This window comes from Stackebrandtia soli (assembly GCF_965137155.1).
GTDB classification, from domain to species: domain Bacteria; phylum Actinomycetota; class Actinomycetes; order Mycobacteriales; family Micromonosporaceae; genus Stackebrandtia; species Stackebrandtia soli.
On the sequence record NZ_CBCRZX010000015.1, the window covers coordinates 17,465 to 34,803 of the forward strand.

Here is a 17,339-nt window from a genome sequence, read left to right on the forward strand (position 1 = left end):
GTCTCGTCGTCTCAGGTCATGCGCGGCAACGAAACACGCTTCAGGGCTTGTGGGAGTCCTCGTCCGTCGCGAGTGGTTCCAGGTGGAATGCATCCGAGAGGCGGATGTGCCGACAACGTGGCGAGGCGTCGTCCGGAGCCCGCGCGGCGGGATGGGTTCCGGCCCTGACCGCCGTCACCAGACGAAGTCCTCTTTATATGCTCGCTTGTGGATGCAGTAGGTGCGGAACGCGATCGCCTTGGCGATGAGTTCGTCATCGCCCGTGGCGCGAGCGGCACGCTCGAACCAGTCGAAGACCTCGGTGGCGTTCGACTGGCGTTGATAGTGGACAGCTGCGAGGCTGCCGAACACGTCACGGGCGTTCTGTCGTGTCGGCTTCGCGTTCGCGATGATCTCGTCCAGCTCGCCATCGGCGAACACGGGACGGTCGTGGAGGTACACGTCCTCGGTCGGCGTGATGTTTCCGGTGATGTCACGTTCGGGGTCGAAGTGCCCTTCGGCGAAGTCCAGGCAGAGCGACAGCCGCGACTCCTCGCTGGAACTGTACGCGGAGTGCGGATCGGTGGTGTGGATGCGCCACACCTCACCACGACGCAGGTGGTAGACGAGGTCGTTCTCCGTGTGCAGGGATTCGACGCTGGTCTGAAGGGGGAGTTGCAGGCGGACGCCCGGCTGCTCGAACTCGAGGAAGTCGACGTGGGGCGCCAGGATCCCCTTGTGGAGCCGGAAGATCCGTGCCCATTGTAGGTGCTCGACGTTGAAATGGTCGTGGATGAGGCCCATGATGGTCGGCAGCCGGTCCCCGAGCTCGGTGTGGTGCAGGCCGTTGTCGTGTGGTTGGAACGCCGTGTCCGACGCACTTCCCGATCCGTTGGCGAGTACGTGACTGGTCCACGACCCGAAGGTGAAGGCATCGTATTCGGCGGCGGCGTCGAGGTTGTCGAGGATCGCCAGTTCCTCGTCGAGCCGTTTCGGGGAGAAGGGGATGACGGCCATACGGTGCGATTTCAGCATGTGTCCTCACCTGCGTCTGGGGTCGTGTGTGACACAATAGCCCACTGCTTCACCTCCCCCGGTTCTCCTTTCTTTTGGCGAGAGGCTCACTCGTGCGCGTCGATTGCGTCGTCATCGGAGCACGTTGTGCCGGAGCGGCATCCGCGATGCTGTTGGCGCGCGAGGGTTTCCGAGTGCTCGTTTTGGACAGGGCGGAGTTTCCGTCCGACACCATGTCCACTCTCTACATACAACCGTCCGGCGTCATCCTGCTCGACAAATGGAAGGTCCTCGATGACGTGCGCGCCACCGGGTGCCCTCCGATCACCGAGATCCGGTATCGCGTCGAGGATGTCACGCTTGCCGGCCCGGTGCCCTTCGTCGGCGGGCAGGCGTCGACCTACGCGCCCCGGCGGTGGCTCCTGGACCAGGTGCTCATCCGTGCCGCCGTCGATAGTGGAGCAACATTCGTCGATCGCGCTCGCTGCGTCGACCTGACTCGGACGGCCGACGGCCGCGTCGACGGTGTCCGTTACACCACGGGCGGGCGGGAGCACCACGTCCGATGTGATCTCGTCATCGGTGCCGACGGCGCCAACTCGACGGTGGCGCGGCTCGTCGACGCGCCGATGGAACTGGAGGAGCCGTCCGTCAGCTACGTGCACTACAGCGCGTGGCAAGGCCTGGGCGTCGGCTTCGGTTTCTATGAACGTGTGGGGCATTGGACCGCCGTCATCCCCACCAACGACGACACGACGCTCGTCGCCACCTACCGCCCACAGGACCACTTTCCCACGGCCGCAGCCGATCTGGAAGCCGCGCACCTGGCGGCGATCGCCCATGTCGTTCCCGAACTCGCCGACGCGCTCACCCCCGAGCGCCGCACGGATCGCCTGCGCGGCAGCCGTCGACAGCGCAACTTCTTCCGCCGGGCCGCCGGTCCCGGCTGGGCGCTCGTCGGTGACGCCGGGCATCATCGCGACTCGATCACCGCGCACGGCATCACGAACGCGTTCACCCAGGCGGACTTGCTGGCGTCAATGCTGACCGGCCACGATCCGACCGAATGGGACGCCGCCCTCGCGGGCTACGGGGCCGCGCGGGACGCCGCGCTACGACCGTCCTACTCGGCCACCCTGGAATGCGCTCGGCTCGCCGTTCCGCCCGCGAGACTGGCGATGATGCGGCACATCGCGGCCGACGCGAATCTGACGGCACGGTACTTCGAGGTCGTCGGCGGGCTTCGATCCATAGAGGATCTCTTCGCCTGAACCCACGTATCGCGTGCTCAGGTTGGGCGCGACAGCATCGAATATCATGGCGGACGTGGAAGCGACGTGATAGCCGACGATCTTCGGCGCATGACGTTCGGCGAAGGCCCTGCGTCGGCTCCACACCGTCCGGTGAGGATGCGCTGACGGTCGCGGGTGGGCAACGACCGTACTCAATGCCGTCGGCTCGGCAACGACACCCCGACAGAAAGCAGGATCGATGAGTGGCGATATGACGGTGCCGGAAGCATGGCTGTCCCGGCTGGCATCGGTCGATGGCGAACCCCTGCTGGAATCCGTGGCGTCGTCCCTCGCCACCGTTGAGACCGGCCATGTCCCGGCCGACGCCACGTCCGCGCTGGATCGGATGACCGGCGGCGAACCCGTGGGTTGGCGGCTGCTCGTCGCCGCCGCCACCCGCATCGTCCTGCGGCGCTTCGATTCCGCGAGGCTCCCCGCCCTCGTCACGGCGGCCCCCGGTGGGGGAGAACTGGCGTTGTGCGCTCCGCTGGACGCCGACGCGCCCGTCTCGGCATTCCTGGGGGCGCTGCACGCCGAGTTCGAGAGCGCCGTACCGATCGCCTGGACGGACCGGGGCGCGCTCCTCGACCGCCTCGCGCTCGCCGGCGTCGTCGCGCCCTTGTCACTGTCCATCCGCGTGGACGACGACGTTCTCACCCCGACCTCCGGTCTCACGGTGACGGCACGCCACCGCGACGGCGCGTTGACGATCGATGTGGACAGTGTTTCGGGGGCGTTTCCCGCCGCGGCGCACGGACTCGCCGTCGGCGTCGCGGCGGCCTTGACCGCCATCGCCGAGGATCCGCACCGCCGTTGCCTTGATGTCGACGTGCTCGGTGTCGCGCAACGCGAGCGCATCCGGTCCTGGTCCGGCCCTGAGCGTCCGGCTCCTTTCGCCGCTCGGACCCTGACCGAACTCGTCGACACGACCATCGCCACCGGCCCGCACCGGGAGGCGTTGACCGACGGCACCCGCCGGTGGACATACGCGGAGCTCGACCGGAGCGTTCACGCCGCCGCCGCGCTCATGCGTGAGCGGCCGGGCGTCGTCGGCGGGCGCGTCGCCGTTCTGCTGCCACGCGGCCCCGAACTCGTCATTACGATCCTCGCCGCGCTGCGTGCGGGAGCGTCCTATGTGCCGCTCGACCCGAGCCATCCCTCGGAGCGGCTCGCGCGGCAACTGCGACTGTCCGGCGCCTCCCTCGTTGTCACGGTCGACGGCGCCCGTCTCGTTGACGGCGACGCTCCCGTGATCGCCGCGGCGGAGCTGCTGGTGGCCCCGCCCGCCGACGTCGCGTCGACGTCCACCGCCGACGGCGAGGCCGTCCTGTTCTTCACCTCCGGATCGACCGGGGCGCCCCGCCCCGTCGCGTTGACGCACCGGCAACTCGCGCACAAGATGACGGCGGCCGTCGCGTGGGCCGATTTCGACGACCGCACTCGATTCGCGATGCTCTCGGCGATCTCCTCGGACGCGCTGACCTATCAGATCTTCGTGACGTTGACGGCCGGTGGCTGCCTTGTGAGCCTGCCCTCGGGCGGCGACGTCGAGCCCGCCGTGTTCTGGGCCGACGTCGATCGTCTCGGGGTCACGGCGATCAACTGTGTCCCATCGCTTCTCGCCGCTCTCGTCGACGCCATTCCGTCCGGTGTCCCGCGGCGATTGCGCCACTGCCTGCTCGGCGGCGATGACATTCCCTCCGGGCTGCTGCCCCGGTTGGCGGGCCGCCTCGACGTCGACGTCTTCGGAAACCTATATGGCCCGACGGAAGCCACGGTCGAGGCGGTCAGCTTCCGTTGCGCGGGAGCCGATTGGCCCGCTCTTGTGTCCGTCCCCATCGGACGACCATCGCCCGGTTTCGCCGTCGAACTGCTCGGCGCCGACGACCGTCCCGTCCCGATCGGCGTACCTGGCGAGATCGTCATCCTGGGCCCCGGCGTCGCCACGGGGTACCTGGACGACGAACCGACCGGACCGGGCCGGTTCGTCCCCGTTCCGGACCGCCCCGACACACCCGCGTTCCGCACCGGTGACCAGGCTCGGTGGCGGCCCGACGGGGCCCTGGAGTTCCTGGGCCGCGGGGACGACCAGATCCAGATCCACGGCAACCGGGTCGAACCCGCCGAGGTCGAGGCCGCCTTCGCTGCCATCGAGGCGATCGCCGCCTCCGCCGTCGTCACGGCCGCCGAACCAGGATCCACCCCACGTCTCATCGGCGCCTATGTTCCCATCGACGCCACACTGGACACGGGCGCCGTTCGGTCCGCACTCGCCGCGAGACTGCCCGCGCACATGATCCCGACGACGCTGCTGTCCTTGGGGGCGTTGCCGTTGACGGTGCACGGCAAGGTCGACCGTCGAGAACTGTTGCGGTTGGCGGACACCGCCGAGACCGTGTGGGAACCGGAAGACGACCGGCACCGTCTGGTGGCCGACGCGTGGACCGAGGTCCTCGGTCGTCCGCCGCGCCACGGCGACGAGGAGTTCCTCTCCGCGGGCGGCCACAGCCTCACCGCGATGATCCTGACGCGCCGCCTGTGCGAGTTGTTCGGGGATGCCGCGATCACCGTCCGGCAGGTGTTCGCCGCCGCGACTCCGAACGCGATCGCCGCCGCCGTCGCCGAGCGTCCCGCCGCCCTGGCCGAGGCCGTCTCGGCACCGAGCTCGGGTCGCTTCCCCGCGGGTAGCGCGCAGCGTCGCATGTGGTTCCTCGAACAATATGACGACGGCGAATCCCGTCCGTACAACATGGTCGAGGCATTCCGGATCGACGCGGACTTCTCGATCGACACCCTTCGGGTCGGCCTCGCCGCCGTCATCGCGAGACACGGTGCGCTCCGTACGACCCTGGTCGCCGACGGCGAGCGGCTCGATCAGATCGTCGCCGCGCCGGACGATGTCGTCCCGTCCATGACGGTCTCGGCCGGTACCGTCTCCGACGAGGTCGACCGGTATCGCCGCCACCGCTTCGACCTCGGCGAGGGTCCCCTGTGGGCCGTCACGTGGATCGCGGAGGGCCCGGATCAAGGGCATCTCGTGCTGTGCGTCCACCACGCCGTCTGCGACGGCTGGTCCATCGCCGTCATGCTGCGGGACCTGCTGGAGGCCGTCGAGTCCGGCCGGATCGATCGGCCGACACCACTTCCGTACTCCGCGCACACCGGGGCACTCAGCGAACGGCTCGACGGTGACGCGGGCGCGGCGGCGCGCGACTATTGGCATCGCACACTCGCCAATCTGCCCGATGTGGATGTATCGATGGATCGGCATCGACCGCCGACGCGGTCCTCCTCGGGTGGAACGGTGCGCGTCGCGCTCGAACCGGCCGTCCGGGACGGCTTGCGGCGGTTGTGCGGGGCGACCGGCGCCACCCCGTTCGCCGGCGTCGTCGCCGCCGTTCGAGTACTGCTCCATCGCCTCTGTGGACACACTGATATTCCACTGGGGTCGATCACCTCGGGTCGCGACGAACCGAGGGTCGCCGACTCGGTGGGCCTGTTCGCGAACACGATCGTGCTGCGGTCACCGCTCGACCTCGACGCCGGGTTCCGGGGAGCCGTGGCGGCCTCGTCCGCGAACCTCGCGCAGGCGATGACGCACCAGGACTACCCGTTCGACCAGCTCGTCTCCGAGTTGGGCGTGGAACGCGCGACCGGGCGGAACCCCGTCTTCGACGTCCTCGTGGAATCCGTGTTCGCCGGACTCGAACCCCTGTCGGGCGCGGCGGACTCCGTCGTCCGACCCGTCGACCTCGCCGTCTCGGTATCGGACTTCGACCTCGTCTTCGGCTACGACGACGCCGGTGTGCTCTTGGTCAGCTATCGCGACGACGTCTTCGATCGGGACACCATCGAACGAACCGCCGATCAGTTGGCGCGATTGCTGAGCGGCCTCGTCGCCGAACCAGACCGTCCCGTGTCGACGGTAGAACTGCTCCCGGACGATCAACGTCGATTCCTGGTGCGCGACGCCAACGACACGGCCGCGCCGTTCCCCGAGTCGTCCACACTGTTGGACCTCGTGCACGAACAGGTACGTCGACACCCCGACCGGACGGCCGTCGCCGCCGGAACCGGCACGCTGACCTTCGCGGAACTCGACGCCCGCGCCGAGGCGCTCGCCGCACACCTGGCGTCGACCGCCGTCACCGGCCCGGATCGGTTGGTGGCGTTGGCGTGTGAACGAACCGAGTGGATGGTCGTGGCGCTGCTGGCGATCCTGAAGACGGGCTCGGCGTTCATGCCGGTCGACCCCGAACAGCCAAGCGCCAGACTCCGATCGATCGTGAGCGCGGCGAAGGCCACCGCGATGCTGTCCGATCTTTCGCACGCCGCCGAGTTCGGCGCCGCCGTCCCGGTCGTCATCGGCCCGAAGGACGTCGAGGAGAACGCGTCTCATCGTCCCGCCGCGTCGACGACGGCTCCCGGCGATCTCGCCTACGTCGTGCACACCTCAGGGTCCACCGGAGTCCCCAAGGGAGTCATGGTGGAGCATCGCGGCATCGTCAACACGGTGCACTATCGGGCCCGCTACTACGATTTCGACCCGGGCGCGTGCGTCCTTCAGGTGCCGCCGATCCACTTCGATTCGGGCATCAACGACGTCTTCTCGGCGTTGATCGCCGGGGCGCGCGTCGTCGTGATGTCCCGGGAACGCCTGCTGGACGCCGACGAGGTGGCGGCGGAGATCGAACGTCATCGCGTCACCCACGTGATGATGGTCCCGAGCCTGTACCAGGTGCTGTTGGATCGGGCGGCGTTCGCGTTGCGGTCGGTCCGGCAGATCGTCCTGGTGGGCGAGCGCCTCCCGCGATCCCTCGCCGAACGGCATGCCCGCCTGCTCCCGTCGACGGTGCTGTACAACGAGTACGGTCCGGCCGAGGACAGCGTGTGGACGACGGTGCACCTGATCACCGACCCCACCGCTGACGTCCTGATCGGACACCCGATCGCCAACAAGACGGTCGACCTGCTCGACGCCGAGGGGCGACTCGTTCCCGTCGGGCGCGTCGGAGAGATCTGCATCGGCGGAGTCGGAGTGGCGCGCGGCTACCTCAATGATCCACAGTTGACGGCGTCCCGTTTCGTCGACAACCCGGTGCGCCCGGGAACCCGTATGTACCGCACCGGAGACCTCGCCACCCGACTTCCCAGCGGCTTGCTGCGGTATCTGGGTCGCGCCGACGACCAGGTGAAGATCCGTGGCCAGCGTGTCGAACCGGGTGAGGTCGCCGCAGTCCTCTCCCTCGTCGAGGGAGTCGTCAACGCCGCCGTCCTCGCGGTCGGCGAAGGCACCGAGACCCGCTTGGTCGCCTACGTCGTCGGGTCCGTCTCCGAGGACGTCCTGCGCACCCATGTCGCCGAGCGCCTCCCGGCCGCGATGCGCCCGCATTCCTACGTCGCGATGACGGAGCTTCCGGTCACCGTCAACGGAAAGCTCGACCGTGGCGCGCTTCCGGTGCCCCCGGCCGGCGCCCCGGCGACTTCCTCGGCGGCGTTCACGGAGGCCGAGGCACAGATCGCCTCAGTGTGGACCGAGGTCCTCGGACTACCGGTCACCGACCCGGACGCGAACCTGTTCGAACTGGGTGGGCACAGTCTCGTCGCCGCTCGCATCGCGCAGCTTCTCGGCGTTCCGGTGCGCACCGTGATGGAGCACCAGACGGTGCGCCTGCTCGCCGTCACCCTGGGCAGGGAGCCCGCGCGGGCGACACCGGCTCCGGAGCGGGTCGGACCGGCCCCGCGAGTGTTCCCCCTGTCCCGCACCCAGCGTCGGATCTGGTTGGCGGCGCGGCGCGACCAGGCGAACTCGTACATCGTCTCGGACCTGGTGCGGCTCGGTCGCCGACTCGACCCCGACCTGCTCGCCTCCGCCGCCGCGCACGTCGTCTCCGCTCAGTCGCAACTTCGCGTCGGCACTCGCATGAGCGGCGGCGAGATCGAACAGGTCGTCGTCGACACCCTGCCGGACGGGCCGCCGCTCATCGTGGTGGACCTGCCCGGCGAGGCACCCGAGGGTCCCGCCGTCACCACCGCGCTCGCCGAGGCTCGCGAACCCGGCTTCGACTTGGCGCGTCCGCCGCTGTGGGAACTTCGACTGTTGCGCGGTGTCGTCGGCGGCGACCTGTTGACGGTGACCGCCCATCACCTCATCTACGACGGCGCCAGCGTGGACGTCCTCATAGGATCACTGCTCGACGCCTACGACGCGCTCGACGCGGGTCGGGAACCGCCGGGGCCGTCCAGCCGATACGACTTCGCCGACTGGGTCGCCGCCGAACGCGCGTGGCTGGAGTCCCCCGAGGCGTCCGACCAACGGGATCGCCTGGTCGAGAGATTGACGGCCACCGTTGTGTCGCCCGATCTTCTGGACGCGAATCGGCGGCAGGGAAGTCGTGGCCTCAATCGCCTGGTGCGAGCCGAGATCGACTGGGCGACAGTCGAAGACGCCGCAGCGACTCCGTATGCCCTCACGGTCGCGGCCTTCGTGGCGATGGTGCACCGTCAAACCGGGGCGACCGATCTGACCCTCGGCTTCCCCGTCAGCCTCCGAGACCGGGCCGAAGCCGATGATCTGGTCGGGTGTTTCGTCAACGCCGTGCCCTTGCGCGTCGAGATCGATCCACGAGGGAACCTCGGCGACCTTCTCGAGCACGTGCGCGAGCGCGTCCTGGAGGCGTACGAGCACGCCCGCGTGCCGTTCGACGACATCGTCGGACGCCTGCGCGTGACCACGGCGCCGGGTCGAAGCGTGCTTTACGACCTCGGCGTCACCTGGGAAAACGCGACCGTGCGAAAGCAGCGTTTCGAGGTCGAGGACGTCCTGTCCACCGACATGCTCGCCCACAGTGACCTGTGGCTGTACGCCGCCCGATACGGTGACCGGCTTCGCTTCGACGTCGCCCATGACCTCAACCTCGTGACCGCCGACGAGGCGCGTCACTTCGTCGACGCGATAGCGGAACTCGCGACCGCCATCGCCACCCGGCCCGGTGAACCGCTGGCCGGACCGCCCATCATCACCGCCGACTCACCTTGGAGCGACACACACTATGACTTCTGAGCTGAACTTCGCGCCGACCCGCCTCCGGCAGCGACTGACCGGGCCGGCCGGGATCGGACGGGTCGCGGAGCGCCACCTCCTCGACGACGCGGCGCTGGCCGGGCTGGCCCGCATCTCCGGCGGTCGTCCATTGGAGGAGCTCGTCGTGGTCGCCGCCGCGACGGCGCTCACCGTCGCGGACCTGGAACACACGACCACGCCCGGTGTCGTCGTCGAAGGCCCGAACGGTCGCGCCGTCGCCGGCGTCGACCTCTCCGAGGCCGCGACGTTCGCCGATCTGGTGCGGTCCGTGGACGCGAGTCTGCGCGGCGGCGGCGGTGTCGACATCGATCCCGTCGAGGCCATCGTGATCGCCTCGGATCGTGTCATCGCGGCCGACGACGGCCCCGCGCTCGCCATCACACTGTCGAATGAGGATGGTATTCGTGAGCTGAGGGCCGACGCCGACGCCTCGCTCGTGGAGACCTGGTTCATTGGTATCGTGCTGCGGTCGATCGCGGTGGCGCTGGCAGGATTCGCGCAACCGCGCGAGTCGATCGACGGCCACGACCGGCACGTCGGTGCGGACGTCGACACGGCGGTCTCCTTCGCCAGCGCCGACTATGACCCGACCCCGGCCGAGGAGACACTGCTGTCGCCCATCGCGACCGCCGCTGCCGACCGGCCGGACGCCGTCGCCGTCGTCTCCGGGAATGACACCCTCACCTACGGTGCATTGTGGATGCGGACAGAGGCCGTGGCCGCCCGCCTCGCCGCAGCCGGTGTCGGCGCGGGCGACCGGGTCGTCGTCCTCACCGGCAAGTCGACCTACGCCATCGGCGCGATCCTGGGCGTCCTGCGGTCCGGCGCGGCGTACGTCCCGCTCGACAATCGTTGGCCCGCAGCGCGAGTCGCGGCGATCATGGCCGACGTGGACGCGTCGGCGATCATTCTCGACGACGCGCTGCGCGGCCAGCTCGCCGAGTCGCGAGTGGATCTCCCCGTGTTCGACATCGTGTCCGTCGGCGACCCGGACGGAGCGCCGACCCTGTCCGTGCCGCCCCCGGTGGGCACCGACGTCGCCTATCTCATGTACACCTCCGGCTCCACCGGCATCCCCAAGGGAGTGATCGTTCGGCACGGCGCCATCGCCAGCTACATGCGCTGGAAGCTCCGCTATCACCGGCTCGGCCCGGACACGCGCATCCTGCAGACGGCGTCGCTGGCCTTCGACGGTGGCACGTCCGACGTCTTCTCCGTCCTGTCGGCGGGCGGCGCGCTCATCATGGCCGACATGCACAGCGCGACCCCCCGCGAACTCGGCGACCTCGCCGTCCGGCACGCCATCACCGACGTCAACACGGTGCCGAGCATGTACCGGCTGCTGCTCGACGAGTTGGCGGGCGCCGCGAGCACCCTGCGTCTGGTCACCGTCGGCGGCGAGGCCACGACCGAGGAACTGATGCACCGTCATCACGCGACGCTGCCGGACACGCGACTCGTCAACGAATACGGGCCGACGGAGGGCTCCATCGCCGCCACCGCGTTCGACCACGGCCTCGACGCGGGCCCGGGCTTCCCGATCGGTCGACCGCTCGACAACACGGTCGTCACGGTGTCCACACAAGATGGTCGGGCGTTGCCGCCCGGATTCGTCGGGGAGTTGCGTCTGTCGGGCCTCGGCCTCGCGGACGGCTACCGTAACCGGCCGGAGCAGACCGCCTCGGTATTCGTCGCCGATCCCCTGGCGCCCAACGGTCGCGCGTACCGGACGGGTGACCTCGGCTGGTGGCGGGCCGACGGCGTCCTCGAATTCGTCGGACGCGCCGACTCCCAGGTCAAGATCCGTGGTCAGCGAGTCGAGATCGGGGAGGTGGAGAACGCGCTCGGTCGTGTCGACGGCGTCGCCGCCGCCGCGGTCGTCGCCACCACCGGCCCCGACGGCGGGGTCGCCCTCGTCGGCTTCGTCGAGACGCCTCGATTGTCCCCCGCGGAGGTCCACACGGCGGCCGCCAAGCTGCTGCCTCCGGCGATGCTCCCGAGCCGGATCGAGGTCGTACCGGGTCTTCCGCGCATGGCGAGCGGGAAACTGAACAGGGCGGCTCTGGAACGCGACGCGGTGGCGGTGCTCGCCGCGCCCGTGTCCGTCAGCGCGGCAGCTCCCGCCGACGACGTCGAACGCGTTGTCGGTGAGGTCTTCGGTGAGGTCTTCGGTATCGACCCCTGTGGACCGGACACCGACTTCTTCATCCTGGGCGGACACAGCCTCATGGCGGTATCGGCGGTCGGGCTCCTCGAGGACCGCCTCGGCGTCCTTCTCGACCTGGACGACTTCCTGACCGCCGCGACCGTGTCGGGCGTCGCCGAACGCCTGCGCGAGGCGGCCCCCGCGCGGGTCACCCAGCGAGCCGAGTTGTCCGCTGTGGACGATGCTGATGTCCTTGGTCGACTCATCGACGATCTCAAGGGGTGATCGCGATGACGGACCACACCGCGCTTCTGCGAGAACTGTTCGCGTCGGTGCTCGACGTCGATCTGTCTGATGTGGATGACGACGCGGATTTCTTTCTGTACGGTGGGCACAGCCTGTCGGCCGCGACCCTGGCGTCCGCGATCGAGGAGGCGTGCCACGTCGAGGTCGCCACTCTCGACGTCTTCGAACATCCGACCCCCGCGCTGTTGGCCGAGCACCTGGTCGGGCGGACCGCCACCGCTTCCACACCGACGTCCGCTGAGGATCTCCGCGCTCCCGGATCGTCCGTCTCCGCCGAAACGGCGTGGTTGTGGATGGAGCGTCAACGCGATGCGGCGACCGGTTCCGCCTACACGGTGCCGTGTCTCCTGTCCGTGGACGGGGAGGTGCGGGTGGACCGGTTGCGGTCGGCTGTGGCGTCGCTGCTCGCCGCGCATCCGGCGCTGCGCACCACCTTCGTCGAGCATCTCGGCGCGCCCCGGGTCGTCGTCTCCGAACCGGACCCGGACCAGGTCCTGTCGATCGTGGAAGTCCCGGCTGTGGACGGCGCGATCGACCGGATCGTCACCGAGCACGTCGAGACGCCCTTCGACCCGGCGACCGGGGCCCTCTTCCGCGTGGCGGCGCTGCGCGACGGATCCGACTGGTCACTGCTGTTGACCGCCGACCACCTCGTGTGCGACGGGCGCAGTCTCGACATCCTGGCCGCCGATCTGGCCGCCGCGTACGACGATCTCGAAGCGTTGCGCGCGAACGTCTCCGTGCCGTCGGCGCCGGAAACGTCGGCGCGGAACAGCCTCGACCACTGGCGTACTGTGCTCGACCCGCCGCCCCCACCGCTGCCGTTGCCGATCACAGCGCCACGTCGGGGACCGGTCGGAGACACCGGTACGGCCGAGGTGCGGCTCGGCCCCGCGTTGACGGCCGCGTTCCGCGACCGCGCGCGGGCGGCTCGGGTCGGGCCGTTCGCGCCGATGGCGGCGGGAGTGATGAAGGCCCTCTCCGAGCTGACCGGCGTCGAGGACGTCTGCGTCGGAACCGCCGTCGACCGTCGGGCCAGGAATGGTTCGCCCCGGACCGTCGGCTTCCATGTCGCGACGATTCCGCTGCGCGTGCGGCTGTCGTCAGGCGACACCTCCGCCGAGGTCGTCGGCGCTGTCGCCCGTGCCGCCATCGAGGGCGTCGACCATTCGGACGTTCCGTTTGCGGACGTCGTCGCCGAGTTGGATCCACCCCGGACGGCATGGCGCAACCCGTACTTCGACGTCTGGGTAGCCGTGTACCCGTGGGTCGACACGGGACCGTCGTCGGGCATTCGCTTGCGCGGCGGCCCGGTTCCGTTGCGCCAGGGCCTGTTTGAACTGTCCTTCCAGTTCGTCGAGAAGGGCGACGGGGACACGGTGCTGACGCTTCAGTATGACCGGCTCCGGTACGACGACGCGGCCGCGCGTCGTCTCGTGGATCGGGTCGTGACGGCTCTGCGATGGGTGGTCGACGAGGCTCCGTCCGTTCCGGCGCCCGCTGCGTCGTCGGCCCCCGCGTTCAGCGGATTCCGCTTCGGATGACGAGAAGTGCCCACAGTAGATAATCTACTGTGGGCGCCTTGCGTCATGGTGGATGTGTTCGCTACCACCGCGAACGACGATCCCGCACGCGCTCTAGCGCAGTGATCGGGCGATCGCGTCCCGGTCGATCTTTCCGCTCGGTGTGCGGGGCAACTCGTCGAGGACGGTGATCGAACGAGGCACCGCCACCTCCGGCAGCGTCGTCTCCAAAGTCGCCCGCAGCGCGTCGGTGTCCACGCTCGCGCCGTCATCGACGGTGATGCCCGCGCGCAACACCCGCACACCCGGCACGGCCGTGTCCACGAGCACCGCCGCGGACTGGGCGACCCCGGGCTGGTCGAGGAGCCACGCGTCGATCTCCAACAGGTTGACCCGCACGCCGCGGATCTTCACCTCGTCGTCGATGCGGGTGAGGAACTGGACGACACCGTCTTCGAGTCGCACGAGATCACCTGTGCGGAACGCCCGCAGCGGTCCCGAACGCGGCGACTCCACGGTGAGGTAGCGGGCGGCGTTCAGCTCCGGATGCCCCCGATAGCCCAACGACACCGGCGATCCCGCCACGATCAGCTCGCCGACGTCGGGATCGGCGTCCGAGGAATCGATGAACACCTCGCAGCCCGGCAGCGGCACCCCGATCGGTGGCAGCGCCGGCCACAGCGACGGCGGGCCCGAGAGGATATGGCTCGTCACCATCGCCGATTCGCTCTGTCCATAGTGATTGACGAGTCGGCAGCCCGGCAGCCGCGTGAAGAACTCCCGAATCTGGGGCGTACAGACGAGCTGCTCCCCGGCGGTGTTGACCTCGACGAGCGCGACCTCGGACAGGTCCTCGGTGGCGGTCGCGGCGACCGCGAGCATCTGCAGCGCCACGTACGGCATGAACAGTCGTTCGACGCGATGGCTCACGATCCAGTCGAGAAGGCCCATCGGATCCCGACGCAACGACTCCGGCATGACGACGACGGTCCCGCCCCCGCACAGCGAACCCAGGACCTCCTGGAAGAACACGTCGAAGTTCAACGGGGCGAACTGGCCGGTGCGCAGTCGCGGTCTCGGAGAATGCCGCCACTGCCACTGCGCCATGTTGTCCAGGCAGCCGTGGTCGATGCCGACGCCCTTCGGCCATCCCGTGGAGCCGGACGTGTAGATCGTGTAGATCGGCAAGGTCGGATCGCACGAGACCGGTTGCCACGGAAGGACGTCGGTGGGGGCGTGGGGAACCCGCAGAGTCGGGGTGTCGCCGTCGGCCAGCGCCGGAACGTCACCGGTGGACAGGACGAGCGCCGCGCCGCTGTCGGAGAGCATGTGCGCGATCCGCCTGGGCGGGTACTCCGGGTCGAGCGGCACATAGGTCGCCCCGACGGTCATGACGCCCAGATACGCGGCGACCGTCGCCGCCGTCCGTGGGCCGGTGACGGCCACGCCGTCCCGTTCCGCGACACCGTTCCGCCGAAGCTCGTCCGCCACGAACGCGGCCCAGGACAGCAACCGCGTGTAGCTGTACTCGCCGTTCTCGTCGACGAGCGCGATCGCGTCGGGGGTCGCCGCCGCGCTGGCCGCGATGGACGTCAACAGGCACGTCCCGTCGCCGTCGCCGCCCCACAGGCTCCGCTTCGGGTCGATCACTGGTACGTCTCCATTTCGTTGGCGCGCATGGCATCGGCGAGGTCCCGCTGGTTGCCGCGACGACTCTCGGCGAACCAGTCGATGACGTGCGCCCGGGTCGCCTCGTCCTTGTCCTGGCTGAGTTTGTACTGGGCGTCGACCGCCGTCACCGTGAACCGGAACGCGCCCACGGCGTCCCCGATCCGGTGGAAGTACTCAAGGGAACCGTCGGGGCTCCAGCCCGTGCCGAAGCGTTCCTCATACGTGGCGACCGTCGCGGACACGACACGGATCGTGTTCTCCAGTCCATCGAGCAGCTCGATCGTCCCCTTCAGATGCACTGACACGAAGTTCCATGTCGGCGCGGCTGGCGTCGTCCCGTACACGCTCGGCGTCACATACCCGTTCGGGCCGGTGAAGACGAGCCACCCGGTCGTGCCGTCGGCGAGCGCGCTCCAATGGGGATTCGCGCGGTTCAGGTGGCCGAGGAGGGTCGCGCCGACGATTCCGGGGCGGGGAGACTCCGGGATGATCGGCAGGTGCGTCGCGTGCGGTGCGTCGTCGCCGTTAGTGGTCAGCAACGCCAATGGGTGATCCCGGATGACGGCGTCGATGCGGCGCTCGTCCTCCGTGCGGTAGACGGGCGGTACGAACATGGCGGCTCTTTCTGAGGGGAGTACGAACGGTACGGGAGACAGCCGGATTACATCATGATGGCAGCGGGTCCCGGCCATCTCAGGTCGTGAGAGGAACGCCCGTGGGCATCATCCGACACCACTGGACGTTCACGGACCGGCCGCAAGGGGAGTCGGAGCCGCCGTCGGGTCACGGTGCGGCGCCCAGCTCGCGCAACGGCTGGACGTAGACGCGCGACGACCGTCTCGGGTCGAGTGCGTCGACCCACGACCGTGGCGCGGCGTCCGGCGTCGTCGGGACGAAGCCGAACCGTTCGAACCAGGCGCCCGCGCCGGTCGTGGCGGTGTACACGCGCGCGGCGCCGTCAGCGGCGGCGTCGGTGAGGACCTGGTCGAGGAGGACGCGTCCAATGCCACGGCGTTGATGAGCGGGGTGCACGCAGAAGTTGTACAACACCTGACTGCCGGCGTCGTCGGGCGGACGACGCATCCCGACACAGCCGATCAGGTCACCGTCGGCGTCGACGACGGTGAACTCCTTCACCGCGTCGGCGATCGCCGCGGCCGACCGTTCCCGCAACGCTCCGTCGACGACGAACAGTGACGAGAGCCGGTGGATGCGCTCCGCGTCGGCGTCGACCGCCCGTCGTCGGGTGAGTTCGGCGCCGGGCGGTGGGAACGCGGCCGTCAGCGGTGTCGTCATAGGTAGTCGGCGAGTTCACCGGTTCGGCGGACGTCGAGCGAGCAACAGTGCAACCCGCCACCGAACGTCCGCCCGTGCCGGAACCGGGTCAGGATCGGCTCGATGCCGACCTCCTCCAGCTGCCTCGCGAGCCGGGTCTGGTTGGACGGCACGAGGATCCGGTCCGGGCCCAGCGCGAGGATGTTCATTCCGACCCATACGGACGCGCGCGGCCACGCAAAGGCGTAGCCGTCGTCCTCCGGCGGGTCCACCCAGATCGTCTTCCACGACCGCAGCTGCTCGGGGATGAGCTCGGGGGTGAGACGCTCCGAGTTCGCCAGCAGCAGGCCCGGACGCAGTATGTGGATCGTCGTTCCAACATGGTCGGTGCACAGCGACATCTCGTGGACGCGGAACTGCGGCCCGAGAACGCGACGCAGCCATTCGGCGCCGAAGCGATTGCCCGTATTGCTGACGTTGAAGAAGATGTCATGGCCGCAGCGCAACATGTTCGCCGCGTCGAACAGCGGCTCGATCTCGCCGACGAGGGACCGGCCGGGTTCGTACACATAGGTTTCGTCGGGGAGCGTCGGTTTCGGCGCCGACAACCACACCGCGCCCGAGTCGAAGTACTCCCGCAGCAGCGAACGGAACGGCCCGGTCTCGAAGTACCGGGACCGTGCGGCCATTGGGGCTTCGATCACGTGATCGCCGACGACGAGCAGGCAGTCGCGCGGCATGAGCGCGTGCGAGGCGACGGATTCCCAGTCGGGGCTGGCATAGCGGCGGTCGGCGACCGGCGGCTCCGGGCGGCGGACGGTCACACCCGCGTCGGTGAGGATCTTCGCGGCGTCGGCGAAGTCCTCCTCGGCCTCGTCGACGACACGACGCATGACATCGGCGTCGATCCGCTCCGAGGCGGCGTCGGCGGGGGGCTCGAAGAAGTGCCGCAGCGACACGTCAACGGGAGGCAGGGTCAGGCCTTGCGCCGTCCCCAGAATGACCTCTTCGAGCGGGTCCCAGTCATTGTTGCTGCTGATCAACGACAC

General features: G+C 69.1%; 9 protein-coding genes. 4 read left to right on the forward strand and 5 right to left on the reverse strand.

Annotated elements, in window-relative coordinates; translation table 11 throughout:
- Positions 1-174: 174 nt before the first annotated feature.
- Positions 175-1,014, reverse strand: coding sequence for a putative nonproteinogenic amino acid hydroxylase (locus tag ACM9NP_RS11185; protein ID WP_415646589.1), 840 nt, complete (start codon positions 1,012-1,014; stop codon positions 175-177).
- A 92-nt stretch (positions 1,015-1,106) separates the two neighbouring features.
- Here ACM9NP_RS11185 and ACM9NP_RS11190 point away from each other — a divergent pair, with 92 nt between their 5' ends.
- The 4 genes from ACM9NP_RS11190 to ACM9NP_RS11205 all read left to right on the forward strand — a co-directional run bounded on the left by ACM9NP_RS11190 (position 1,107) and on the right by ACM9NP_RS11205 (position 13,365).
- A complete protein-coding gene (locus ACM9NP_RS11190; RefSeq protein WP_415646590.1) occupies positions 1,107-2,264 on the forward strand; it encodes an NAD(P)/FAD-dependent oxidoreductase in 1,158 nt (385 codons plus the stop codon).
- A 220-nt stretch (positions 2,265-2,484) separates the two neighbouring features.
- Positions 2,485-9,348 carry an amino acid adenylation domain-containing protein gene (locus ACM9NP_RS11195; protein WP_415646591.1) on the forward strand — a complete coding sequence of 2,288 codons (6,864 nt, stop codon included), beginning with the start codon at positions 2,485-2,487 and terminating at the stop codon, positions 9,346-9,348.
- The gene (locus tag ACM9NP_RS11200) at positions 9,338-11,800 is read left to right on the forward strand and encodes a non-ribosomal peptide synthetase (RefSeq protein ID WP_415646592.1); all 2,463 of its coding nucleotides are present in this window, start codon (positions 9,338-9,340) and stop codon (positions 11,798-11,800) included. Before ACM9NP_RS11195 ends, ACM9NP_RS11200 begins: the two co-directional genes overlap by 11 nt.
- Before the next feature lie 5 nt (positions 11,801-11,805).
- Positions 11,806-13,365 carry a condensation domain-containing protein gene (locus ACM9NP_RS11205; RefSeq protein WP_415646593.1) on the forward strand — a complete coding sequence of 520 codons (1,560 nt, stop codon included), beginning with the start codon at positions 11,806-11,808 and terminating at the stop codon, positions 13,363-13,365.
- Positions 13,366-13,458: 93 nt separating this feature from the next.
- Here the strand turns inward: ACM9NP_RS11205 and ACM9NP_RS11210 are convergent, their stop codons facing one another.
- The 4 genes from ACM9NP_RS11210 to ACM9NP_RS11225 all read right to left on the reverse strand — a co-directional run bounded on the left by ACM9NP_RS11210 (position 13,459) and on the right by ACM9NP_RS11225 (position 17,339).
- Positions 13,459-14,994, reverse strand: coding sequence for an AMP-binding protein (locus tag ACM9NP_RS11210; protein WP_415646594.1), 1,536 nt, complete (start codon positions 14,992-14,994; stop codon positions 13,459-13,461).
- Positions 14,991-15,629, reverse strand: a complete 639-nt coding sequence (locus tag ACM9NP_RS11215; RefSeq protein WP_415646595.1) for an FMN-binding negative transcriptional regulator — start codon at positions 15,627-15,629, stop codon at positions 14,991-14,993. The genes ACM9NP_RS11210 and ACM9NP_RS11215 overlap by 4 nt, the downstream gene beginning before the upstream one ends.
- A 169-nt stretch (positions 15,630-15,798) precedes the next feature.
- The gene (locus ACM9NP_RS11220; protein ID WP_415646596.1) at positions 15,799-16,311 is read right to left on the reverse strand and encodes a GNAT family N-acetyltransferase; all 513 of its coding nucleotides are present in this window, start codon (positions 16,309-16,311) and stop codon (positions 15,799-15,801) included.
- Positions 16,308-17,339 (reverse strand): inosamine-phosphate amidinotransferase 1, encoded by a 1,032-nt coding sequence (locus ACM9NP_RS11225; RefSeq protein ID WP_415646597.1) that lies wholly within the window; start codon positions 17,337-17,339, stop codon positions 16,308-16,310. Before ACM9NP_RS11225 ends, ACM9NP_RS11220 begins: the two co-directional genes overlap by 4 nt.